This window comes from Streptomyces litmocidini, from assembly GCF_014649755.1.
In the GTDB taxonomy this organism is placed as follows: Bacteria; Actinomycetota; Actinomycetes; order Streptomycetales; family Streptomycetaceae; genus Streptomyces; species Streptomyces litmocidini.
This window is the reverse complement of record NZ_BMTQ01000006.1, coordinates 311,625-334,881: the sequence shown is the minus strand read 5'-3', so window position 1 is coordinate 334,881 and position 23,257 is coordinate 311,625. Positions and strand designations below refer to the sequence as shown.

22 protein-coding genes are annotated in these 23,257 nt (G+C 73.6%); 15 read left to right on the top strand and 7 right to left on the bottom strand.

All coding sequences use genetic code 11. The features are described 5' to 3' along the window. The first annotated feature begins 91 nt into the window (after positions 1–91). Positions 92–1,546: an NCS2 family permease gene (locus tag IE180_RS16580; RefSeq protein ID WP_190157624.1), complete on the top strand. Its 1,455-nt coding sequence runs from the start codon at positions 92–94 to the stop codon at positions 1,544–1,546. Here IE180_RS16580 and IE180_RS16575 read toward each other — a convergent pair. After that, positions 1,516–1,749 carry a hypothetical protein gene (locus IE180_RS16575; protein WP_123454313.1) on the bottom strand — a complete coding sequence of 78 codons (234 nt, stop codon included), beginning with the start codon at positions 1,747–1,749 and terminating at the stop codon, positions 1,516–1,518. The genes IE180_RS16580 and IE180_RS16575 overlap by 31 nt on opposite strands. A 238-nt stretch (positions 1,750–1,987) precedes the next feature. Between IE180_RS16575 and IE180_RS16570 the strand changes: the two genes are divergently transcribed. After that, a complete protein-coding gene (locus tag IE180_RS16570; protein ID WP_030693586.1) occupies positions 1,988–2,431 on the top strand; it encodes a MarR family winged helix-turn-helix transcriptional regulator in 444 nt (147 codons plus the stop codon). Positions 2,432–2,457: 26 nt separating this feature from the next. Beyond that, a complete protein-coding gene (locus tag IE180_RS16565) occupies positions 2,458–3,795 on the top strand; it encodes an MFS transporter (protein WP_190157623.1) in 1,338 nt (445 codons plus the stop codon). Between the two features lie 167 nt (positions 3,796–3,962). On the opposite strand, the gene IE180_RS16560 is transcribed toward IE180_RS16565, so the two are convergent. Continuing rightward, complete coding sequence (locus tag IE180_RS16560; RefSeq protein WP_190157622.1) at positions 3,963–4,463, bottom strand: GNAT family N-acetyltransferase; 501 nt, start codon at positions 4,461–4,463, stop codon at positions 3,963–3,965. Positions 4,464–4,573: 110 nt separating this feature from the next. Between IE180_RS16560 and IE180_RS16555 the strand changes: the two genes are divergently transcribed. From IE180_RS16555 to IE180_RS16545, 3 genes are all read left to right on the top strand, one after another. Then, positions 4,574–6,805: an FG-GAP repeat domain-containing protein gene (locus IE180_RS16555; RefSeq protein WP_190157621.1), complete on the top strand. Its 2,232-nt coding sequence runs from the start codon at positions 4,574–4,576 to the stop codon at positions 6,803–6,805. 38 nt (positions 6,806–6,843) lie between these two features. Then, the gene (gene thpR / locus IE180_RS16550; RefSeq protein WP_190157620.1) at positions 6,844–7,431 is read left to right on the top strand and encodes an RNA 2',3'-cyclic phosphodiesterase; all 588 of its coding nucleotides are present in this window, start codon (positions 6,844–6,846) and stop codon (positions 7,429–7,431) included. 176 nt (positions 7,432–7,607) lie between these two features. Beyond that, positions 7,608–8,597 (top strand): aldo/keto reductase, encoded by a 990-nt coding sequence (locus IE180_RS16545; RefSeq protein WP_190157706.1) that lies wholly within the window; start codon positions 7,608–7,610, stop codon positions 8,595–8,597. Positions 8,598–8,686: 89 nt separating this feature from the next. Here the strand turns inward: IE180_RS16545 and IE180_RS16540 are convergent, their stop codons facing one another. After that, entirely contained in the window at positions 8,687–9,220 is a 534-nt protein-coding gene (locus tag IE180_RS16540; protein ID WP_229860516.1) for a MarR family winged helix-turn-helix transcriptional regulator, read from the bottom strand. Between the two features lie 47 nt (positions 9,221–9,267). On the opposite strand from IE180_RS16540, the gene IE180_RS16535 reads away from it, so the two are divergent. After that, positions 9,268–9,672: a carboxymuconolactone decarboxylase family protein gene (locus tag IE180_RS16535; protein WP_190157705.1), complete on the top strand. Its 405-nt coding sequence runs from the start codon at positions 9,268–9,270 to the stop codon at positions 9,670–9,672. Between the two features lie 3 nt (positions 9,673–9,675). Here IE180_RS16535 and IE180_RS16530 read toward each other — a convergent pair whose 3' ends face one another. Both IE180_RS16530 and IE180_RS16525 read right to left on the bottom strand, forming a co-directional pair. Further along, positions 9,676–10,356, bottom strand: coding sequence for a GDSL-type esterase/lipase family protein (locus IE180_RS16530; RefSeq protein WP_190157618.1), 681 nt, complete (start codon positions 10,354–10,356; stop codon positions 9,676–9,678). Between the two features lie 60 nt (positions 10,357–10,416). Further along, positions 10,417–11,265: an alpha/beta fold hydrolase gene (locus IE180_RS16525; protein WP_190157617.1), complete on the bottom strand. Its 849-nt coding sequence runs from the start codon at positions 11,263–11,265 to the stop codon at positions 10,417–10,419. 71 nt (positions 11,266–11,336) lie between these two features. On the opposite strand from IE180_RS16525, the gene IE180_RS16520 reads away from it, so the two are divergent. After that, positions 11,337–12,335, top strand: a complete 999-nt coding sequence (locus IE180_RS16520; RefSeq protein ID WP_190157616.1) for a WD40 repeat domain-containing protein — start codon at positions 11,337–11,339, stop codon at positions 12,333–12,335. A gap of 80 nt (positions 12,336–12,415) precedes the next feature. Here IE180_RS16520 and serC read toward each other — a convergent pair whose 3' ends face one another. Then, the gene (gene serC / locus IE180_RS16515) at positions 12,416–13,534 is read right to left on the bottom strand and encodes a phosphoserine transaminase (RefSeq protein ID WP_190157615.1); all 1,119 of its coding nucleotides are present in this window, start codon (positions 13,532–13,534) and stop codon (positions 12,416–12,418) included. 51 nt (positions 13,535–13,585) lie between these two features. Here serC and IE180_RS16510 point away from each other — a divergent pair, with 51 nt between their 5' ends. Further along, entirely contained in the window at positions 13,586–16,402 is a 2,817-nt protein-coding gene (locus tag IE180_RS16510; RefSeq protein ID WP_190157614.1) for an FAD-binding and (Fe-S)-binding domain-containing protein, read from the top strand. Between the two features lie 89 nt (positions 16,403–16,491). Further along, entirely contained in the window at positions 16,492–17,424 is a 933-nt protein-coding gene (locus IE180_RS16505) for a DUF2199 domain-containing protein (protein WP_190157613.1), read from the top strand. Here IE180_RS16505 and IE180_RS16500 read toward each other — a convergent pair. Then, positions 17,411–18,268: a LysR family transcriptional regulator gene (locus tag IE180_RS16500; protein ID WP_229860515.1), complete on the bottom strand. Its 858-nt coding sequence runs from the start codon at positions 18,266–18,268 to the stop codon at positions 17,411–17,413. The two genes, IE180_RS16505 and IE180_RS16500, sit on opposite strands and share 14 nt — an antisense overlap. A gap of 179 nt (positions 18,269–18,447) precedes the next feature. On the opposite strand from IE180_RS16500, the gene IE180_RS16495 reads away from it, so the two are divergent. The 5 genes from IE180_RS16495 (at position 18,448) to IE180_RS16475 (ending at position 23,242) form a co-directional block, all read left to right on the top strand. After that, positions 18,448–19,407: an EamA family transporter gene (locus IE180_RS16495; RefSeq protein WP_190157704.1), complete on the top strand. Its 960-nt coding sequence runs from the start codon at positions 18,448–18,450 to the stop codon at positions 19,405–19,407. A 120-nt stretch (positions 19,408–19,527) separates the two neighbouring features. Then, positions 19,528–20,487 carry a threonine/serine dehydratase family protein gene (locus IE180_RS16490; protein WP_190157703.1) on the top strand — a complete coding sequence of 320 codons (960 nt, stop codon included), beginning with the start codon at positions 19,528–19,530 and terminating at the stop codon, positions 20,485–20,487. A gap of 286 nt (positions 20,488–20,773) precedes the next feature. Then, positions 20,774–20,956 (top strand): DUF1272 domain-containing protein, encoded by a 183-nt coding sequence (locus IE180_RS16485; protein ID WP_190157611.1) that lies wholly within the window; start codon positions 20,774–20,776, stop codon positions 20,954–20,956. A 10-nt stretch (positions 20,957–20,966) separates the two neighbouring features. Beyond that, positions 20,967–21,338 (top strand): hypothetical protein, encoded by a 372-nt coding sequence (locus IE180_RS16480; protein WP_190157610.1) that lies wholly within the window; start codon positions 20,967–20,969, stop codon positions 21,336–21,338. A gap of 149 nt (positions 21,339–21,487) precedes the next feature. After that, entirely contained in the window at positions 21,488–23,242 is a 1,755-nt protein-coding gene (locus tag IE180_RS16475) for an aminotransferase class I/II-fold pyridoxal phosphate-dependent enzyme (RefSeq protein WP_190157609.1), read from the top strand. Positions 23,243–23,257 lie beyond the last annotated feature (15 nt).

Below are 23,257 nucleotides of genomic sequence, written 5' to 3'. Positions count from 1 at the left end.
TGTGTTCATACTGAAACGGTTTGCCTCTGGCGGGTTCCCCTCGTATGAACCGCCAAAAAAGGACTTTCTGAACCTCCGAAGAGGAACCCCCATGAGCTCGACGGCCACCGCCAAGGCCACATCCCCGGAGACCCCCGGCACCCCCGGTGCCCCCGTCTCGGGCCTCGACCGCTACTTCCGGATCTCCGAGCGCGGCTCCACCGTCGCCCGCGAGGTCCGCGGCGGCTTCGCCACCTTCTTCGCGATGGCCTACATCATCGTGCTGAACCCGATCATCCTCGGCAGCGCCAAGGACATGTACGGGCACCAGCTCGACGGCGGCCAGCTCGTCACCGCCACCGTCCTCACGGCGGCGTTCACGACCCTCCTCATGGGCGTCATCGGCAACGTCCCGATCGCCCTCGCCGCCGGCCTCGGCGTCAACACGGTCGTCGCGCTCCAGCTCGCGCCCAAGATGTCCTGGCCGGACGCCATGGGCATGGTCGTCCTCGCCGGCATCGTCGTGATGCTGCTCGTCGCGACCGGTCTGCGCGAGCGCGTCATGAACGCCGTCCCGGTCGGCCTGCGCAAGGGCATCGCGATCGGCATCGGCCTCTTCATCATGCTGATCGGCCTCGTCGACTCGGGCTTCGTCTCCCGCATCCCCGACGCCGCCCACACCACCGTCCCGCTCCAGCTCGGCGGCGGCGGTCACCTCACCGGCTGGCCCGTCCTCGTCTTCATCCTGGGCACCCTCCTCACCCTCGCCCTGATCATCCGCAAGGTGCCGGGCGCGATCCTGATCTCGATCGTCGTCATGACGCTCGTGGCCATGGTGATCAACGCGGTCGCGAAGGTCCCCTCCTGGGGCCTCACCACCCCGGAGTGGCCGGGCAACCCGGTCGCCTCGCCCGACTTCGGGCTCGTCGGCAAGGTCAGCCTCTTCGGCGGCTTCGACAAGGTCGGCCTGCTGACCGGCGTCCTCTTCGTCTTCACCGTCCTGCTGTCCTGCTTCTTCGACGCGATGGGCACGATCCTCGGCGTCGGCGACGAGGCCAAGCTGATCGACGAGGACGGCAACTTCCCCGGCATCAACAAGGTCCTCCTCGTCGACGGCCTGGCCGTCGCCTCCGGCGGCGCGACCTCCTCCTCGGCCACCACCTGCTTCGTGGAGTCCACGGCCGGCGTCGGCGAGGGCGCCCGTACGGGCCTCGCCTCGGTCGTGACCGGCGGTCTGTTCTCGGTGGCGCTGTTCCTCACGCCGCTCGCGACCATGGTCCCGTCGCAGGCGGCCACGCCCGCGCTGCTCGCGGTCGGCTTCCTGATCCTGGCCGGTTCGGTCAAGGACATCGACTGGAGCGACTTCACCATCGCGGTGCCGGCGTTCCTGGCCATGGTGATGATGCCGTTCACGTACTCGATCACGAACGGCATCGGCATCGGCTTCATCGCGTTCAGCGTGCTGCGGCTCGCGGCCGGCCGGGGCCGCGAGGTCCCGGTGGCCATGTACGTCGTGTCCGCGGTCTTCGTCTTCTACTACGCGATGCCGGCGCTCGGCCTCACGTGATCACCGGTTCCGGTACCGGTTGAGGCCGGGCCGTAGAACCTTTCCGTCTCGTCGACCGCGGTCTTGAACCGCTCGTCGAAATCCTCGCGAATGAGCGTCCGGGCCACGTAGTCCTGGACGCTCATTCCTCTTTTCGCGGCGTGGCTCCTGAGCCGGTCGAGCAGCTCACCGTCGATGCGCAGGCTGAGCACTGTCGATCCCATGTCGTTCAGGGTCGGGGCAGCCGGGGCTTCTTTGCGTCACTTTCTGGATCCGACTCACTCGTTTGGGTGATACATGGATGCCGAAGCGTGATCTGGCGTGCGCCGTGCTGCCGTGCGGCGCGCCGGGGCGGCGTACGGCGCCCCGGCGGTGCCGCCCGCCGTGGTACCGGTGTGATTCGCGCTACCTCCGGGGGCTCCCGTTGGTATTTAGACAGAGTAATGAGTTAGCCTAATGAACATGCCTGACCTGTCCCACGGCACCGCCGACGACGCCGCGGCCGTGAACGCGCTCCGCTCCTCCGTCATGCGACTGGGCCGACGCCTCAAGCACCAGCGCGTCGACGAGTCGCTGAGCCCCACCGAGATGTCGGTGCTCGGCACCCTGTCGCTCTGCGGCTCCGCCACCCCCGGTGAGCTGGCCCGCAAGGAGCACGTCCAGCCGCCGTCGATGACCCGCATCGTCGCGCTGCTCGAAGCCAAGGGACTGGTCCGGCTCGAGCCGCACCCCGACGACCGCCGACAGAAGGTGGTCAGCCAGACCGAGCAGGCCGAAGCCATGCTCGAGGAGTCCCGCCGCAAGCGGAACGCCTGGCTGGCCTCCCTCGCCGAGGGTCTGGACGAGGACGAGTGGGCCAAGCTGCGCGCGGCCGCCCCGGTCCTGGAGAAGCTCGCCCACCTGTGACCGAGGCGCCAAGGAGGCGACGCACTTTGAGTACGGGACCCGGAGCAGACTCCGCACCCGTCCACAAACCCACCCTCGACACCCGCGGGCGGGGAGGCACCTTCTCCTCGCTCGGGATCCGGAACTACCGGCTGTTCTTCACCGGGGCGATCGTCTCCAACACCGGTACGTGGATGGCCCGGATCACCCAGGACTGGCTGGTCCTGAGCCTCACCGGCTCGGCCGCCGCCGTCGGCGTCACGACGGCCCTCCAGTTCCTGCCGATGCTGCTCTTCGGGCTGTACGGCGGCGTCATCGCCGACCGCTACCCGAAGCGGCGCCTGCTCCTCGTCAGCCAGGCCGCCCTCGGGCTGTGCGGGCTCGCGCTCGCCGCCCTCACCCTCTCCGGCCACATCCAGGTCTGGCACGTCTATCTGATCGCCTTCCTGCTCGGCATGGTCACGGTCGTCGACAACCCCGCCCGGCAGACCTTCGTCTCCGAGATGGTCGGTCCCGGCCAGCTCCGCAACGCCGTCTCCCTGAACTCGGCGAACTTCCAGTCCGCCCGGCTCATCGGCCCCGCCGTCGCCGGCGTCCTCATCGCCGGGGTCGGCAGCGGCTGGGCCTTCCTGCTCAACGGCCTCTCCTTCCTCGCCCCGCTCGCGAGCCTCCTGCTCATGCGGACGAGCGAACTCCACAAGGTGGAGCGCGCCCCGCGCGGCAAGGGCCAGCTGCGGGAGGGGCTGCGGTACGTGGCCGGGCGGCCCGACCTGATCTGGCCGATCGTGCTGGTGGGGTTCATCGGGACCTTCGGGTTCAACTTCCCGATCTGGCTCACCGCCTTCTCCGGCGACGTCTTCCACGTCGGAGCCGGCTCGTACGGCTTCCTCAACACCCTGATGGCGGCCGGCTCCCTCGTGGGCGCCCTCGCCGCGGCCCGCCGCGGCTCGACCCGGCTGCGGATGCTGGTCGTCGCGGCGGGCGTCTTCGGCGTCCTGGAGATCGCGGCGGCCCTGTCGCCCGCGTTCTGGCTCTTCGCGCTGCTGCTCGTGCCGATCGGACTGCTCGGCCTCACGGTGAACATCACCGCGAACTCGGCCGTCCAGATGGCCACCGACCCCGCCATGCGGGGACGGGTCATGAGCCTCTACATGATGGTCTTCGCCGGCGGCACGCCGATCGGGGCCCCGCTGCTCGGCTGGGTCACCGACACGTACGGCGCCCGCGTCGGCTTCGCCGCGGGCGGCGCGGTCTCGCTCGCCGCGGCGGTCCTCGTGGGACTGGTCCTGGCCCGGGTCGGCGGCCTCAAGGTCGCGATGGGATGGCACCGGGGACACCCGCAGGTGCGGTTCGTGCCGCGGGAGCGGTTGGTGACCGCGGCGTAGCCCTCGGTCGGGCGGCGGCCTCGGCGCGGCTTCGGTTCGGGGGCGGTGCCGGCCTCGATGCGGGTGCGGTCCAGGCTTCGGCGCGCGTGCGCGTGCGGCTTCGGTCGGGGCGCGGCTTCGGTTCGGGGGCGGTGCCGCGGCCGCCCCCGGCCCTCCCGCCGTCGTCGTCAGAACCGCCGTTCCAGGACCTGGCCCGGCCAGTCGCCGACCTCGAACGCGGTGGTGCGGGTGAAGCCCTGTCGTTCGTAGTACTCGACGAGGCGGCCCCCGCCGCCCGCGAAGCAGTCCACGCGGAGGAGCTCCACCCCTCGGCGCCGGGTCTCGGCCTCGGCGTGAGCCAGGAGCGCCGCTCCCACCCCGTGGCCGTGGAAGTCCGCGTCCGTCGCCAGGAAGCGCACGTACACCTCCGGCTCGTCGGCCGGTTCGACGTACTGGCCGGGGTGCGGCGTCAGCGTCATCGTGCCCGCCGGGACGCCGTCGACCTCCACGATCCACGGGTCGCCCTCGGACATCGTCCGCGCGACCTGTTCCACCACCCTGGGGCGGGTGGAGAACGGCTCCGTGCCCCACTGGGCGGTGATCCCCTTGCCGTTGAGCCAGACCACGGCGCTGTCGAGTATCGCGAGCATCGCGGGGAGGTCCTCCGCCCCGCCCTTCCGGATCTTCATTCCGGAGAGGCTAGCCGTACAACCTTTCGGCGGAGCGGGGTGTCGTAAGGGGCGTATCCACAGGGTTGGGGGGAATTGCCTTGCGTACTGCTTTGTCACGCCGTGTCTCCATGTCGGTGGGAATCGTCCTGGCGGTGGCCGCCGTGACGCCGTTCGTCGCGCCGACGGCCACGGCCGCCCCCGCGGCGGTGGCCCCGGCCGCCGAGGCCGCCACCGCGTCGATCCGGGTGCCGTTCCTGGCGGCGGGGGGCAAGCTGCTCGGCGCCGGGAGGACGGGCTTCCTGTCGGAGGACGCCGACGGCCGGGCGCGCTGGACCCGGTACGCCGACGGGGTGTCGAAGGCCGTCGAGAAGAGCGAGGGCGAGTACGTCCTCGGCTCCGGACCCGGATCGGACGTCGTCGTGGTCGCGCGCGCGGTGGACGAGGCGGGGGCCGAGGAGATCCACACCTCGACCGTGCGGATGTACGACATGGCGACCGGCGCCGCGCCCGTCACCCTCGACCTGGCGGCGAGCCAGGAGACCCACGGGTCCCTCTCCGGCGTCGTCGGCCCGACGCTCCTGGTGAGCGGCCGGCAGACGCTGAAGCTGGTCGACGTCACCGGCGGGAAGCCGACCGTCCGCACGGTGGGCGACGGGTACAGGGAGCCCGTGTGGATGCCCGGCGCCCTGCCCGGCGCGGCGGTCGCGATGAACTACGACGAGTACGTGGTCGTCGACCTGGCCGACGGGCGGGAGACCGGCCGCTACCCGATGTCCCCGGACACCGGCCGGCCGAGGGCCTCCTTCCTCTCGTCGACCCGCGTGGCGTGGACGGAGCGCACCGGCGGCGAGCTGGTTCTCGCCACGGCCGTACGGGGACGGAGCGAGGTCGCGCGGACCCCGCTCGGCCCCGACGACTCGCCGGACATCACCGGCGGGCTGCTGGGCGACTGGTTCCTGTGGGGCGCCACCACCGGGAACGCGACGCCGTGGCACGCGTTCTCGGCCCGCTCCCTGGAGGACGGGTCGACGGTCCGGCTCCTCGACCACGCGACGCACGCCGTCGACGGCCCCGACGGCACCCTGCTCGTCCTCGGCACCACCGCCGCCCACGGCGCGGGCGTCTACCGGGTCGCGGTCGGCGCGGACGGCAGGCCCGCGGCCGAGCTGATCGCCTCCACCGGCGAGCCGAACGACGGGGCCGCCCCCCTGTCGTACGTCGGGGGCGCCCCGGCCGCCGTCGACTTGGACGGCGTCGCCAGGGCCCGCCTGTCCTGGAAGTTCTCCACGGCGAGGGCGGACCTCACCGTCGAGCTGCGGAGCAGGGCGACGGAGGAGAAGTTCCGCACGACCGTCCGGCCGGCGTCCGGCTCCGGGGCGTACCCGGACGGATCCCTCGGGTTCGACTGGACCGGCGAGGTGACGGACGCCTTCACCCTGAGGCCGAAGTCCGCCCCCAACGGCGCGTACGACTGGACGGTGACCGCCACGCCGTGGAACGGGATGCCGTCGGTCACCACCTCCGGCACCCTCACCGTCACCCGCTCCCCCGGGGCGCACGACTTCGACGACAACGGGGCTCCGGACCTGGTCGCGCGGGACAGGAACGGCTACCTCGACCAGATCGGCACGCGCTGGGACGACGCCACGGGACGGCTCGTCGCCCCGCCGAACCACAGCTCCGGTCTGCGCGGCTGGAACGTCTACGACCGGGTCGAGTCCGTCGGCGACCTCGCCGGTTCGAACGCCGCCGACCTCGTCGCCCGCGACCGGGACGGGGTCCTCTGGCTCCACCGCGGCACCGGCAGCAACACCCGCACCGGCTACGAGTCCCGGGTGCGCATCGGCGGCGGCTGGAACACGTACACGCAGCTCACCGGCGGCAGCGACCTGACGGGCGACGGGAGGGCGGACCTCGTCGCCGTCGACAGGGCCGGCGACCTGTACCTGTACAAGGGCACGGGGGACACCGCCGCGCCCTTCGCGCCGAGGAAGAAGACCGGGCACGGCTGGGGGATCCACAACCAGCTCACCGCCACCGGCCAGATCGGCGGCAACCCGACCGGTGACCTCGTCGCCCGTGACGGGGACGGCGTGCTGTGGCTGTACCTGGGCAAGGGCGACGGCACGTTCGCGCCGCGCACGAGGATCGGCGGCGGCTGGAACGTGTACGCGGACGTGGTCGGGATCGGTGACGGGAACAAGGACGGCCGTCCGGACCTGTACGCCCGGACGGCGGCGGGTGCCGCGTACTTCTACGCCGGTACGGGTGACTGGAAGGTTCCGTTCAAGGCCCGGACGTCGACCGGGGCGGGTACGGGGAACAGCTGGGCCGGGGGGCCGTACGACCAGGTCTCCTGATCCGGTCGTCCGGCCCCGTCCCCTGCCAGACTTCTCCCATGAGGCTTTTCGCCGCCGTCGTGCCGCCGCCGGCGCGGCTGGACGAGCTCGGTCGCGTCGTCGACCGGCTGCGCCGGCTGCCCGGTGCGGACGGGCTTCGCTGGACCTCGCGGCCGGGGTGGCACTTCACCCTGGCCTTCATGGGGGAGGTCGACGAGGGGCTGCTGCCCGAGCTGCGGGCGCGGCTCGGGCGGGCCGCGTACCGGACGCCGGCGTTCCCGTTGCGGCTCCACGGCGGCGGGCACTTCGGCCGGCGGACGCTGTGGGCCGGTGCCGCCGGGGACCTGGACGAGCTGCGGCTGCTCGCCGAGCGCGCCGACGCGGCCGCCCGCCGCTCCGGCGTCCCGATGGAGGAGCACCGCCGCTACCAGGCCCATCTGACGGTCGCCCGGGCCCGTGGGGGCGGGGCGGCGGGCCTGCGCCCCTTCCTCGACGAGCTCGCCGGGTTCGAGGGCGGCCGCTGGCAGGTCGGCGAGCTGGTCCTGGTCCGGTCGAACCTGCCGGTGAGCGGAGTGCCGGGGGATCAGCCCCGGTACGAGACGGTGGAGCGCTGGCCCCTGGCCGGGGACGGGGAGGGCGCGGGTTAACCTCGACGGGTGGATCCGAAGACTCGAAACCTGATCATGGCCGGCGCCCTCGTCCTGATGTTCGCGATCATCGCGGTGTCGTCGCTGGTCGGCCGGTAGCCCCTCGCCGTCGATCCCTGCCACGCCGTGGGAAGGGCCTTGCTTCGAGCGCGCTCGAAGCAGTTGGCTTGACGACCATGGAGTACACGCAGCTCGGACGCACCGGACTCAAGGTCAGCCGACTCGTCCTCGGGACGATGAACTTCGGACCGCAGACGGACGAAGCCACCAGTCACGCCATCATGGACACCGCCCTCGACGCGGGGCTCAACTTCTTCGACACCGCGAACGTCTACGGGTGGGCGGAGAACAAGGGGCGGACGGAGTCGATCATCGGCTCCTGGTTCGCCAAGGGCGACGGCCGCCGCGACCGTACGGTCCTCGCCACCAAGGTCTACGGGAACATGGGCCCCGACGGCGAGGCCTGGCCCAATCACGACAAGCTCTCGGCGCTCAACATCCGGCGGGCCGTGGAGGCCAGCCTGAAGCGGCTGGGGACGGACCACATCGACGTGTACCAGTTCCACCACGTCGACCGGGCCACTCCCTTCGAGGAGATCTGGCAGGCCGTCGACGTGCTGATCCAGCAGGGGAAGGTGCTGTACGCCGGCTCCTCGAACTTCCCCGGGTACAAGATCGCCCAGGCCAACGAGGTGGCCGCCCGGCGGGGCTCGGTCGGGCTCGTCAGCGAGCAGTGCCTCTACAACCTCTTCGAGCGGCGCGCCGAGATGGAGGTGATCCCGGCCGCGCAGGAGTACGGCCTCGGGGTCATCCCCTGGTCGCCGCTGCACGGCGGTCTGCTCGGCGGGGTCCTGAGGAAGGAGACCGAGGGCAAGCGGCGCACGGAGGGGCGCGCGGCGGCCACGCTGGCCGACCCGGAGAAGCGGGCGAAGCTCCAGGCGTACGAGGACCTGCTCGACAAGCACGGCCTGCAGCCCGGTGAGGCGGCCCTGGCGTGGCTGCTGACCCGGCCCGGCGTGACCGGCCCGATCGTCGGTCCCCGCACCCCGGAGCAGCTGGCGGGCGCGCTGCGCGCTCTGGAGCTGGAGCTGAGCGAGGAGGTGCTGGCCGGGCTCGACGAGATCTTCCCCGGGCCGGGGCCGTCCCCGGAGGCCTTCGCCTGGTGACCGTTCCCGGGGGGCCACCCGTTCCCGAGGGAGCACCCCTCGCCGAGGGGCCCCGTTCCTGAGGGCCTGGTTCCTGAGGGTCCCGGTTCCTAGGGGGTTCCCAGCCAGCTCGTGGCGTCCAGGCGGAACGCCGTCTCGGCGGGGACGACGTTCCGCAGGGCCGCCTCCACGTCCCGGACGCGGTCTCCGCCGAGGACGGCGATCCACTCCGCCCGCAGGTCGTCGAAGATCGCGGCGGAGCGGGCGAGGGCGTCGTACCCGCGCGGGGTGAGCCGGACGAGCTTGCGGCGCGCGTCGGCGGGGTCGTCGGCGCGCTCCGCGTAGCCGGCGGCGAGCAGGCGGTCGACGGTCTTGCCGGCGGCCTGCTTGGAGACGCCGAGGCGCCGTCCGATGTCGCTGGCGGTGCCGCCGTGGACCCCGATGGCCTGCATGGCGAAGCCGTGGGCGGGGCGCATGTCGGGGTGGCCCTCCTCGGCGAGGCGGGCGTGCAGCCGGTCGATGAGGGTGCGGAAGCCGCCGAAGAGGAGCAGGGGCAGCTCGTACCCGGGGGTGTCGTGCGGGGGCACCTCCTTGCCCTTATCGACAACCTGGTTTACGTTTTCTCCAGCGACATGGTCAACCATGTTGTCCATTCTAGTCAGGGGGAACCGCCTTGTCCGCACCGCTCGACATGTCCGCCCGCACCGCCACCGCCGTCGCCCTCCTCAAGGAGACCTCCCCGGAGACCCTCGACGGCTTCCTCAAGCTCAGCGCGGCCTTCGAGTCCACCACCCTCGACCCGCACTCCCGCGAGACGGTGATCCTGACCGTCGCCGAACGCAACCAGTGCCACCTCTGCGTCGACATGCACGAGGCCAAGATGGCCGCCCTCGGACCGGCCCCCGACGCCGAACGCCTCGCCGCCGTCCGGACGTTCACCCTCCGGGTCCTCGCCTCCTCCGGCGCGGTGAGCGACGAGGACCTCGCCGCCTTCGAGGAGGCCGGCCACACCCGCCGCAACGCCCTGGAGGTCGTCCTCGGCATCGGCGCGTACACGGTGTCGACCTTCGCGAACCGCCTGGTCCGCGCCGCCTGACCGTCAGGGGACGTACGGGCCGCCCAGGCCCCACGCCTGGTGCATCGCATCGGCGAAGGCGGCCGCCAGCTTGCGCTCGCCGCTCGGACCCGGGTGGGTGCCGTCGTACGTGTCGGCTCCGAGGTCGTACGACTCCGGAACCGTCGCGAGCAGAAGCGGCGAGGCCGCCGTGTCCAGGTCGGCGACCGCCTTCGCGAGGAGCTCGTTGAAACGGGCGCACTCGGCGGCGAACGGCGCGTCGTACCCGGCGCGGACGTTGGGGATGACCGGCAGGAGGACGGCCCGGACGCGCGGGTTCGCGGCCCGCGCCGCCGCCACGAACGCCCGGACGTTCTCCTCCGTCTGGTCGCTGTTCGTGTAGAAGCCCAGGTCGATCAGGCCCAGGGAGATCAGCAGCACGTCCGCCCCCGTGGCCGCCACCGTCCCGCCGATCACGGGCGCCATGTGCAGCCAGCCCTCGCCCCAGCCCGCCAGATGACGCCGGGCGTCGGCGGGGAACGCGGGATCGGGGTACGCCGCCGACGACGGCGCGTCGGCGGCGGGGTCGTACAGGCCGGAGCGCGGGCCGACGATCTCGTACCCGCCGGGGAGCGTCGCCTCCAGGTGCTCCCACATGCGGTACCGCCAGGTCCAGTCGCCGGCGCGTCCGATGGTCATGCTGTCGCCGACGAACAGAAAACGCATGGTCACATCATCGCGGACCGCGTCCCGGGCCTGCGACGTGATCCGGGACACGGGCGTCCTTCAGCGCTTCAGGAAGGTGCCCACCGTCGCCGCCGTCCACCCCGCGTCGTCGTGCCACGGAAAGTGCCCCGCCCCCGCCAGGACCGCGATCTCCGCCTTCGGGAACAGCGCCGCGTACGCGGCGGCCGTCGGCACCGGCGTGTTCGCGTCGCCCTCCCCGGCGACGACGAGCACCGGCCGGTCGAACTCCGCGAACGCCGCGCGCGTGGCCTCCGGTGCGAAGGCGCCCTCGCTCGCGTAGACCCCCGCGGCCTCCCCGTTCCGCTGCCGCACCATGGTCGCGTTCCGCTCCCGCGCCGCCTCGTCCCAGGTCCCGTGGAAGAACGGCGCGACCGCCTTGAAGGTCTCCGCCGAGCCCCGCCCCGCAGCCAGCTCCTCCAGGGCCGCGTACGCCTCCGCGAACCACGGCTCCGCCTCGCGCCACGGCCGCCGCGCCGCCGCGAGCCGCTCCTCCCCGCTCGTGTCGAGCCCGACCGCCGCCGTGCCCGGTGCGAGGAGGACGAGCCGGGCCACCCGCTCCGGGTGCCGGGCCGTGTACAGCGCGGCCAGGTTCGCGCCCGCCGAGTGCCCGAGGAGGTCGATCGTGTCGAGCCCGAGGTGCGCGCGCAGCGCCTCGACGTCCTCGACCTGCCGGTCGCAGCGGTACGAGGCCGGGTCCTCCGGCACCGCCGAGGCGCCGGTGCCGCGCAGGTCGAGCCGGATCAGGGCGCGGTGGGCGTCGAGGCCGCCGAGATCGTCCAGATAGGCGGAATCCTGCATGGGGCCGCCGGGCAGGCAGACCAGCGGGGCGCCGGAACCGGACGCGTGGTACGCGAGCAGGGTGCCGTCGGAGGCGGGGAAAGTGGGCATGGGCGCGACCATGACAGGGGCCCCGGTACGGGTCAATCGGGTTTCCGTGCCGTCGTGGCACGCTTGATCCCATGCGATCTGCTCTGTGCGCCCTCGGCGCGGCCGCCGCCCTCGCGCTGCTCCCGGCCGGCCATGCCCGTGCCCAAGGGCAGGAACCCGACCGGGACTTCACGATCGAGGACGCCCGGATCACCGAGTCCAGCGGCCTCGCCGCCAGCCGGGCCCACCCCGGGATCTACTGGACGCACAACGACCAGGACGCGCCCCTGATCTACGGCATCGACTCCCGTACGGGAAAGACCGTCGCCACCCTCACCATGGCCGGCGTCGGCACCCCCCGCGACATGGAGGCGATCTCCGTCGGCCCGGACGGCGACATCTACGTCGGCGACATCGGCGACAACCTCGACGGATCCTGGGACCACGTCTGGATCTACCGCTTCCCCGAGCCGAAGACCCTGAAGGACCAGACCGTCCGGGCGAAGCAGTACGTCGTGAAGTACGCCGACGGGGCCCGCAACGCCGAGGCGCTGATGGTCCATCCGAAGACCGGCCGGGTGTACATCGCGAGCAAGAACGAGGACGGCGGCGGCCTGTACGCGGGCCCCGAGCGGCTCTCCCCGTCCGGCACGAACGTCTTCCGGCGCGTCGGCGAGGTGCCCTGGGTGACGGACGGCGCCTTCTCCCCGGACGGCGGCCGGCTCGTCCTGCGCGGCTACTTCACGGCCGAGGAGTACGCCTGGAAGGACGGGCGCCTCGGCGACGGGGGCACGGCGGTCGGGGCCCCCTTCCAGGGCCAGGCCGAGTCGGTGACGTACACCCCGGACGGCTCGGCCTTCATGTTCGGCTCCGAGGGCCGGGGCAGCCGGGTGGTGCGGGTCGAGCGGGACGGGGCGGCCGGGCCGTCGGACGGCACCCCGGGCCCGTCGTCCCCGCACGCGCCGGACGCGCCGAAGTCCCCGACGGCGCAGGGCGAGGACGGCCAGGGGAGCGCCACCACCGGCTTCCTCGTCCTCGCGGGCGCCACGGTCCTCGTCCTCGGCATCAAGCGCCTGCTCCGGAAGGGATGACGAAGGGCCCGGCGCGGACGGTGTCCGCTGCCGGGCCCTTCGTACGGCGAGAAGGCCGGAGCCTCTCGATGGCGTAAAGGTCAGAGCTTCTCGATGACGTGGTCGATGCAGGCCGTCAGGGCCCGCACGTCCGCCGGGTCGACCGCCGGGAACATCGCGATCCGCAGCTGGTTGCGGCCCAGCTTGCGGTACGGCTCGGTGTCCACGATGCCGTTGGCGCGCAGCATCTTCGCGACCGCCGCCGCGTCGATCTCGTCCGCGAAGTCGATCGTGCCGATGACCTGCGAGCGCTTCGCCGGGTCGGTGACGAACGGGGTCGCGTGCTTCGACTCCTCGGCCCAGGTGTACAGGGCGTCCGAGGACTCCTTCGTCCGGGCCACCGCCCAGTCCAGACCGCCCTGGCCGTTGATCCACTTCAGCTGCTCGTTGAGCAGGAAGAGGGTCGAAAGGGCAGGGGTGTTGTACGTCTGGTTCTTCAGCGAGTTGTCGATCGCCGTCGGGAGGGAGAAGAACTCGGGGACGTGCCGGCCCGAGCCGTGGATCTTCTGCGCCCGCTCCAGGGCGGCCGGGGAGAAGGCCGCGAGCCACAGGCCGCCCTCGGCGGCGAAGGACTTCTGCGGGGCGAAGTAGTAGACGTCCGTCTCGGTGATGTCGACCGGGAGGCCGCCCGCGCCCGAGGTCGCGTCGACCAGGACGAGCGCGCCCTCGTCGGCGCCCGCGACCCGCTTGATCGGGGCGGCGACGCCGGTGGAGGTCTCGTTGTGGGTGTACGCGTAGACGTCGACGCCCGCCTCGGCCACCGGCTCCGGGTGGGTGCCCGGGTCGGAGGAGATCACGGTCGGCTCGGCAAGCCAGGGGGCCAGCTTGGCGGCCTTCGCGAACTTGGAGGAGAACTCGCCGAAGGTGAGGTGCTGCGACTTGTTCTCGATGAGGCCGTGGGTCGCGACGTCCCAGAAGGCGGTGGAGCCGCCGTTGCCCAGGATCACCTCGTAGCCCTCGGGCAGCGAGAAGAGGTCGGAGATGCCGGCACGTACCTCGCCGACCAGGTTCTTGACCGGAGCCTGGCGGTGGGACGTGCCGAGGAGGGAGGTGCCGGTGGCGGCCAGGGCGTCCAGCGCCTCCGTACGCACCTTGGAGGGGCCCGCGCCGAAACGGCCGTCGGCGGGCTTGATGTCAGCGGGAATCCGGATCTCAGCCACGAGGCGGAGAGTATCGGGTCGCGGAGGCGCCGGTCGTCGGATGTCCGCCCGATGAGACGAGGACTGAGACATCCTGGGCTTGTGGGAACACACGATCACGACCCGTCCGGACTCGCCGCCGACCTGCGTGCCGCCGTCGCCGGGGAGGTCGACTTCTCCGCCGCCGCCAGGGCCCTGACGACGATGGACGCCTCCAACTACCGCCGCGTGCCTGCCGGTACGGTCGCGCCGCGCGACGCCGCCGACGTCGCGGCAGCCCTGGAGGTGTGCCGGGCGCACGGCACCACGCCGGTCGTCGCCCGGGGCGCCGGGACCTCGATCGGGGGCCAGGCGACCGGCACCGGCGTCGTGCTCGACCTCACACGGCACATGGGCGGGATCGTCTCGCTGGATCCCGGGGAGCGGACGGCCGTGGTCCGGCCGGGGCTCGTCCTCGACCGGCTGCGGGCGGCGGCCCGCCCGTACGGGCTGACCTTCGGCCCCGACCCGTCCACGCACAGCCGCTGCACCCTCGGCGGCATGATCGGAAACAACGCGTGCGGGGCGCACTCGGTCGCCTGGGGGACCACGGCGGACAACGTGCGCTCGCTCGAAGTGGTGACCTACGGAGGAGCCGAGTTGACACTGGGGCGGGGTGGACGGGGCGCGCCGCCCGGACTCCTCGACCTAGTCGACCGTCACCTCGCCCTCCTCCGGACCGGCTACCCGGCCGGACTGCCCCGCCGGATCTCCGGCTACGCCCTCGACGCGCTGCTCCCCGAGCGGGGCGTGGACGTGGCCCGCTCCTTCTGCGGCAGCGAGGGCACGCTCGGCGTGGTGACGGAGGCGACGGTGGCCCTCGTCCCGCTGCCCGCCGAGCCCGTCCTCGTCGTCCTCGGGTACGCGGACGAGAGCGCGGCGGCCGACGCGGCGGCCGGGCTGCTGGAGCACGGGCCGCTGACGGTGGAGGGCATGGCGGCCGATCTCGTGCGGGGCGCCTCCGGGCTGCCGGAGGGCGGGGCGTGGCTGTTCTGCGAGGTCGACGGGGAGGCGGCGGCGCGGGCGCTGGTCCGGGCGGCGGACGCCGTCGACGCGGCCGTGGTCCGGGATCCGGCCGGGCAGCGGGTGCTGTGGCGGATCCGGGAGGACGCGGCGGGGACGGCGACCCGGATGCCGGGGGGCGGGGACGCCTGGCCGGGCTGGGAGGACTGCGCGGTGCCGCCGGCACGGCTCGGCGCCTACTTGCGGGAATTCCGGTCGCTGCTCGCGGACTTCGGCCTCCGGGGAGTCCCGTACGGGCACTTCGGGGACGGCTGCGTGCACGTGCGGATCGACTTCGACCTGTGGACGGGCGAGGGCGTACGGGACTTCCGCCGGTTCTCGGAGGCGGCCGCCGACCTCGTGGTCGCCCACGGCGGTTCGCTCTCCGGCGAGCACGGCGACGGGCAGGCGAGGGCCGAACTGCTGCCGAGGATGTACGGCGAGGAGCTGGTCGGCCTCTTCGGCGCGGTCAAGGACGTGTGGGACCCGGACGGGGGCCTCAACCCGGGGATGCTGGTGCGGCCGAAGCGACTGGACGAGGGGCTGCGGTTCGAGGGACTGCCCGTGGTGGGGGTGGGCAGGGCCGCCGCCCGGTGCGTGGGGGTGGCCAGGTGCCGGGTGGCCGGGCCGAGCACGGGGCCGGGCGTGATGTGCCCCTCCTACCGGGTGACGGGGGAGGAGAAGCACTCCACCCGGGGCCGGGCGCGGCTCCTGCACGAGATGGCGCTCGGCGAGGTGATCACCGACGGCTGGCGTTCGGAGGAGGTGAGGGAAGCCCTCGACCTGTGCCTGTCCTGCAAGGGCTGCCGCAGCGACTGCCCGGTGGGCGTCGACATGGCCGCGTACAAGGCGGAGTTCCTCGACCGGCACTACGCGGGCCCCGGCGGGCTGCTGCGCCGGCCGCGCTCGCACTGGACGATGGGCCGTCTGCCGGGGTGGCTGGCGCACTTCGGGAGGGGGCTGAACGCGGCGCTGGCGCTGCCGTTCGCGGCGCGGCTCGCGGGGGTGACGCCGGAGCGGACGATGCCGAGGGTGGCGGAACGGTCCTTCGCGTACTGGTTCGCCCAGCGCGCCTCGACCCGCGCGCCGGTCCTCACCCTGTGGCCGGACACCTTCACGAACCACCTGGCGCCCGGGGTCGGCGAGGCCGCCGTCCGCGTCCTGGAGGACGCGGGCCTCGGCGTGGACCTGCCGCCGGGCCGGGTCTGCTGCGGGCTGACGTACGTGTCGACGGGGCAGCTGGGAGCGGCGCGGAAGGTGATGCGGCGGACGCTCGACGTGATGGGGGACGGGGAGGGCTCCGGTGGTTCCGGGGGCCGCGTCCGCCCCGTCGTCGTCCTCGAACCCTCCTGCGCGGCGACCCTCCGCACCGACCTGCCGGAGCTGCTCCCGGACGATCCCCGCGCGGCGCGGCTCGCGGGGGCGGTCCGCACCTTCGCGGAGGCCCTGGAGGAGCTGGCCCCCGGCTGGGTCCCGCCCCGCCTCGACCGGCCGGTCACCGGCCAGACCCACTGCCACCAGCACGCCGTCCTGGGCGACGCGGCGGACCGCCGCCTCCGGGAACGGGCGGGCCTGACGGGCGACCTCGCGGGCGGCTGCTGCGGCCTGGCGGGCAACTTCGGCTTCGAACCGGGCCACTACGAGGTGTCGGTCGCCTGCGCGGAGGACCAGCTGCTTCCGGCGCTGCGGACCGCCGCTCCGGACGCGGTGGTCCTGGCGGACGGCTTCTCGTGCAGGACGCAGATCGGGGACCTGACGGACGCGCGGGGACGGCACCTGGCGGAGGTGCTGGCGGAGGCGCTGGACGAGGAGGGGGACGAGGCGCTGGACGAGGAAGGGGACTCCTGACCGGCCCGGTCCGGCCCGGCGGACCTGCCTCCGCTGCCTTCGCCGACGCCGCCGCGCAGGGGCGCGCCCGGCCTGCGTAGGGTGCGGGAATGAGTGCTTCCGACCCCGCCCCCACCACCTGTTCCTGCTGTGGTGACGCCCTCGCCGACGAGCGCCGCGTCGACGTTCGCTTCGGGCTGCCGGACGTCGCCCTCGAACTGCCCGAGGAGGCGCGGCGGTCTCCCGGGCCGGGCGCGCTCCTCGCCCTCGACGGGGCCGGGTTCTTCGTGCGGTGTCTGGTGCCGGTGCGGCTGACCGGGGACACCGAACTCGTCCTCGGGGCCTGGATGGAGGTCGACGAGGAGACCTTCCGGCGTGCCGCCGAGGTCTGGGACGACGAGGTCGCCTATCCCGAGCTCGTCGTGCGCGGCCGGCTCGCCAACGCCGTACGACCGTGGGGCGAGGCGATGCTCGGGGCGGAGTTCACCGGGCGGATCTCCGACCCGGAGGAGCTTCCGTACCTGGCGGAGGGGCACGGACCGGAGGCCGTACGTCTCCTGGGAGAGACCTGGGACCGGGACGACGTCCTCGCCCGTTTCCCGCACCCCCTGCCCGTCGCCGTGCGGACCGATCTCGACGAGGGGTGGTCGGTGGAGCGCACCGCCGGGTTCTCCGCGCGGTTCGAGAACGGGGCCGACCAGTTCGCGGCACAGGACCGCGGCGTGGCCGTGGGGCTCTTCCGGGACACCGTGCCGGGCCGTGCCGCCGAGGACTTCCTGGCCGCGCTCCTCGAAGGGGCCCCCGCGGTGCCGGAGGGGCAGGACCACACCGAGCGTCTGCCGGACGGCGGGGTGCGGTACGCCTTCTGGTCCACTCCGCGGGACACGGGGCGGACGCGCCACGAGCTCACCGCGTACGCGGTCGAGCCGGACGGTTCGGCGGCCGGACTGTTCTGCTCGTACGAGCAGCCGGAGCAGCACGCCTGGGCGCTGCACGTCTGGCGCTCCCTCCGGCGGGACGCCGCAGCCGTCACCTCCCGCTGACGATCTCCCGGGCCATCGCCACCAGCGCCTCCGTCGCCGGGTGCGGGAAGGCGTCCCGCCAGGCGAGGAGCACCGGGAGCGGGGGTGTGCCGGGGAGCGGGCGGTAGGTGACGCCCGGATGGGGGTGGAGGGCCGCCGTGGAGGCGGAGGAGACGCCGATGCCCCGGCCGGCGGCGATCGCCGTGAGCCAGTCGTCGGTGTTGGCGACGGTGAGGGTGGCCGTCGGGCGGGCCGCGGGGGGCCAGAGCGCGAGGGTGGTCGCTCCCGAGACGGTGTTGAGGACGACCGTCTCGCCCGTCAGGTCGGTGAGCGCGAGGGAGGGACGGTCCGCGAGCGGGTGGTCGGCGGGCAGCGCGGCCACCCGCTCCTCGGTCGTCAGCTCCGCCGTGACCAGGCCGGGCGCCTCCACGGCCCCGCGCAGCAGCGCCGCGTCGACCTCGCCCCGGGCGAGGCCGGCGGTGCGGTCGTCGATGCGGAGGAGTTCGAGCGGGGTCTCGGGGTGGGCGCGCTGCCAGCGCCGGAGCAGGGGAGTGGTGTACGGGCCGAAGGCCGACCAGGCGTGCCCGAGGCGGAGCGGGCGGTGGCGCAGCCGCGCGGGGTCGACGGCGGCCTCGAAGGCGGCGAGCGCGGCGGCCGCCCGGTCCTGGAACGCGCGGCCTTCGGCGGTGAGCGCGAGGTGGTGGGTGGAGCGGTCGACGAGCCGGGCGCCGAGGTGCTGCTCCAGGGCGGCGAGCGTGCGGGAGACGGCGGGCTGGGTGAGGTGGAGCCGGGCGGCCGCCCTGGTGAGGCTGGACTCTTCGGCGATGGCGAGGAAGCAGCGGAGGTGGCGCAGCTCGATGCTCATGCGTCCGGAGCATAACCGCAGCGCAATCGGCATTTCCGGTGCGGCGCGTGGGCTCTTAGCGTGGGAAGGGTGTTCCGGCCCCCGGCCGGACGGAGGGTGCACTATTCTGTACTGATGGTTCAGTCGGATGGACTGGCGCGTGGGTGAAGGAGTCTTCGGTGGACGGTCCCGTCAAGGAGGTGGCCCCGGCGGCGCCGCCCGCGGCGGCCGGGGCGGAGGCGCCCCGGTCCGCGGCCGGGCGCCGGCTCGGGCCCGTCGCGCTCGTCGTCGCCGGCGGGCTGTCCGTGCAGTTCGGCTCCGCCGTCGCCGTCCTGCTCATGCCCCGCGCGGGCGCCCTCGGCGTCGTCACCCTGCGGCTCGTGCTCGCCGCCGCCGTCCTGCTGATCGCCTGCCGGCCCAGGGTCCGCGGCTACGGCCGCGCCGACTGGGGGACGGTCGTCGCCTTCGGCACCGCCATGGCCGGCATGAACATCCTCTTCTACCAAGCCGCCGACCGGATCCCCCTGGGCGCCGCCGTGACCCTGGAGGTCCTCGGCCCGCTGATCCTCTCCGTGGCCGCCTCCCGCCGGCTGGTGAACCTCCTGTGGGCGGGGCTCGCCCTCGGCGGCGTCGTCCTCCTCGGCGGCGGCGGCTTCGACCGCCTCGACCCGCTCGGCGCGGCCTTCGCGCTCGCGGCGGGCGCCATGTGGGCCACGTACATCGTCTTCAGCGCGCGTACGGGACGCCGCTTCCCGCAGGCCGACGGGCTCGCGCTGGCCATGGCCTTCGGCGCCGTCCTCAGCCTGCCGTTCGGCATCACGGAGGCGGGCGGCGGGCTCCTCGTGCCGTCGACGATCGGCCTGGGCCTCGTCGTCGCGCTGATGTCCTCGGTCCTCCCGTACACCCTGGAACTCCTCGCGCTGCGCCGGCTGCCCGCGCCCACCTTCGCGATCCTGATGAGCCTGGAACCGGCCATCGCCGCGACGGCCGGCTTCCTCGTCCTCGACCAGGCGCTGTCCGGCACCGACGCCCTCGCGATCGCCCTCGTCGTCGCGGCGAGCATGGGCGCGGTCCGTACGCAGTCCCGGCGGGCCCGACGGGAGGCCCGCGGGCCGGTGGGAGCGGACGGGGCCTCGCGGGACGGGGCGGGGGCGGCGTAGGGTGATCGAACTGCCGCCCGGTCGATCACCGCACGAGGGCGTCGGGCCCCGTGGCCGACGACCCCGCGCGACACGGATCCCGGTCACCGCGGCCCGGATCGTGTGACGGAGGCGCAGGTGCTGATCACTGTCGAGGACGTGGAAGCGGCGGCCGAGCGGATCGCCGAGCACGTCGTGCGGACCCCGACGGTGCCGAGCCCCGGGCTGTCCGCCCTCCTGGGCGCACCGGTCACCGCGAAGCTGGAACTGCTGCAGCGCACCGGCTCCTTCAAGGCGCGCGGCGCGACGGCGAAGCTCCTCACGCTCGGCGAGGCCGAACGGGCCGCCGGGGTGGTGGCGGTGAGCGGCGGCAACCACGGCATCGCCGTGGCGGTCATGGCCGGGGCGCTGGGCGTCAAGGCGACCGTCGTCATGCCGCGCTCCGCGCCCGCCCGCGCCGTGGACCGTGCCGGTGCCGCCGGGGCGAACGTCATCCTCGCCGACTCCATGGACGACGCGTTCGCCCTGGTGGACGAAGTCCGGGAGCAGGGGCTCACCCTGGTCCACCCCTTCGACGACCCCGTCGTCATCGCCGCCCAGGGCACCGTCGGCCTGGAGTTCGCGGAGGACGCCGGGGAGCTCACCGACGTGCTCGTCAGCATCGGCGGCGGGGGACTGGTCTCCGGGGTCGCCGCGGCGCTGCACGCGCGCCGTCCGGGGGTGCGGATCTGGGGCGTGGAGACCGAAGGGGCGCGGGCGATGTCGGCGGCCCTGGCCTCCGGTGGGCCGACGCCGGTCGAACTGTCCTCGATCGTCTCGACCCTGAGCGCCCCCAGCGCCTCGCGGCTCACCTACGAGCACGTCTCGACGCTGGTCGCCGACGTGCTCACGGTGACCGACGCCGAGGCCGTGCGGGGCACCCTCGACCTGGCGGAGCACGCGAAGCTCTGGGCCGAGCCCGCCGCCGGCTGTCTGCTGCCCGCGGCACGCCAGGTGCTGGAGCGCGTCGGCGAGGGCGCCAGGCTGGGTCTGGTGGTCTGCGGGGGCAACGCCACGACCGCCGATGTGACCGCCTGGGCCGAACGCTTCGGACTGCGCTGATCCCGCGGGGCCGACGGGGGCGTCGAGGAACGGACGGATCACGTCCACGTGATCGCCTCGGGCCCGGTGCCGCTCCGGGCGGTCGCGCGGTGGATCCCGCCGGCCGGTCCGCCGGGGCGCCGGTGCCGGGGTGTCGATGCCGGCGGACGGGCGCCGGGGGACCGACCGGGTCCGTGGCCGTCGCCGTCCCGATCCCGTCGGTCTTTGGCCGCCCGGCTGTTGAGGGGGGCCGGGCCGGTGCCGATCATGGAGGGGTCGTCAGTCGTACGAGGAGGGGGAGCCGGTCATGGCCCTGGAGATGCGCGAACGGTGCGAGCGTTGTGAGGTCGAGGCGCTGGCGCCGGACGGGCCCGCCCGGATCTGCTCGTTCGAGTGCAGCTTCTGCGTGCCGTGCGCCGACGCCATGCACGACGTCTGCCCCAACTGCGGCGGCGAACTGGTGGCGCGTCCGCGGCGCGTCCGTGGCTAGGGGGCGGGACGTGCGGAAGGGGAACCGGGCGCTGACCGCGGTGGTCGCCGCGGTCCTGCTGGGCGGCTGTTCGTCGTCCGACGCCGACGAGGTGAGGGCGTACTGGCAGGACTACTGCACCAGGCTGGGCACCTGGCAGGAGGCGCGGAACTCCGTGGACGCCTTCCCGAAGAAGCCCGGCGGCCCCGCGGACGGAGGTGCCGGGGCGCTCGCCCCGACCGTGGTCTCCGCCGCCCGGGTGCTCGACTCGAAGGGGCACGACGAGGACAGCGCCCGCGTCCTCGACGACACCGTCGCCGCGGTCACGGGCGCCGATGTGAGGGCCGAGGGGCGCGTCGTGTCCTCCTGCGACCGGGCCGGTTTCGAGACCCTCGTGAAGTAGACGGGGGCCGGGGAGGCGCCGGAGCGCCGGGGTCCGCATCGGTGGGCGTCCCGGCGCTCGCGCAGGTCGGAGGGGGAGCCCCCGGCGGGGTCCATCAGCGTCGCTGATGATAGTTGATACCTTCGCGAAGGTTTTTATTTCATGGGTCCATGACCGCATCCACCAGCTCCACTCCGGAGCCGGCGACACCGCCGGCTCGTTCCGGGGCCTACCCGGACGGCAGGACCCCCCTCGCTGACGCCGTGCTCGCAGTCGCCCGACGTGACATCGCCACGTTCCACGCGCTGCCGCTCTCGCACGGCCGGTCTATCCGCGACTCCCACATGCGGGAGACCTACGAGGCGCTCTTCGGCGTCGCGCAGCTCGCGGCCGACGTGTCCTACAGCGGCACGATGCTCGACTCCTTCTTCCGGCCACGGGGCCCGCTCCGCGAGGCCCAGCGCCTCGCGGCCCGCAGCTTCGGCGCCGACGCCACCTTCTTCCTCTCGGCCGGCACCAGCACCGCCAACCGGGTCGCCCTGACCGCGCTGACCCAGCCCGGCTCGCGCGTCCTCGCGGACCGCTCCTGCCACCAGTCGGTGCACTTCGCCCTCAACTCGCTCGGCGTCCAGGTCGCGTACGCCCCCATGCAGCGCTGCTGCGACGGCTGCCCCCGGACGTACGCGGACCTGCCCCGGCTCCTGGAGATGTTCCGCGCCGCCGCGGCCGAGGGACGGCCGTTCGACACCGTCGTCCTCTCCGCCGTCTCCTACGACGGCGTCCGGTACGACCTGCCGACCGTCCTCGCCGAGCTCGCCGCCGTCCACCCCACCGTCTCCGTCCTCGTCGACGAGGCCTGGGGCGCGGCGCACCGCTTCCACCCCCGGCTGCGCCCGCTCACCGCGCTGCACGCCGTCGAGGGGCTCCGCGCCGCCGACCCGCGCCTCGCCATGAACGTGGCCGTCACCCACTCCGCGCACAAGTCGATGTCCGCGCTCCGCCAGGGCTCGTACCTGCACCTCATCGGCGACGGGGAGGCCCAGGAGCGCACCGCGCAGGCACTCTTCCAGCACCACACCACCTCGCCCAGCTGGCCCGTCCTCGCCAGCCTGGACCTGGCCCGGCTCCAGGCCGAGACCGAGGGCGAGTCGCTCCTCGGCCGCTCCCTCGGCCTCGCCCGCACCCTGCGCGTCGAGCTCGCCACGGACCCGAGGCTCTCCGCGTACCGCCCGCTCGGACCCGACGGCCACCTCACCGACGCCGCGCAGCTCGTCAGCGACGACCCCACCCGGGTCCTCGTCGACATCAGCGCCCTCGGCATCACGGCGGCCGACTTCCGCCGGATGCTCTTCGACGAGTACGCGCTGTACGTGGCCCGGGAGAGCGGCGACGCGGTCCTCTTCCACATCCACATCGGAGTGGACGAGGCGACCCTGCTGCGGCTCCTCGACGCCCTGCGCACCATCCAGCGCACCTACCGGAGCGCCTCCGCGGCCCTGGCCACGGGCACCTCCGAGCACTTCATCATCGCCTACCCGCCCGGCATCCCCATCACGGTGCCCGGCGAGAAGCTCTGCGAGCGGACGCTCAGTCAGATCGACACCCTGCGTTCCAGCGGCTGCGAGATCTACACGCTGCGGAACCCCACCGTCTCCGCCCGCGAACTCGCCGTCCGGGCCGCCGCCACCGGCTCCGTGCCGGCCACCGCCGACCACCTGACCGTCGAGCGCCTGGCCGGCGAGAACCTCCGCACCGGGAGCCCCGGCACCGAGCAGCTCCGCACCGGGAGCCCCGGCCCCCAGCAGCTCGCCGGCGCCGAGCGACTCAGCACCCAGCAGCTCGCCGGCGCCGCCGCCGCCGTGTCGGCCGCCGGCACCACCGCGGCCACCGTCACGGCCGCCGCGACCGCCGTCGCCACCAGCTGATCCGCCACCCTCCGA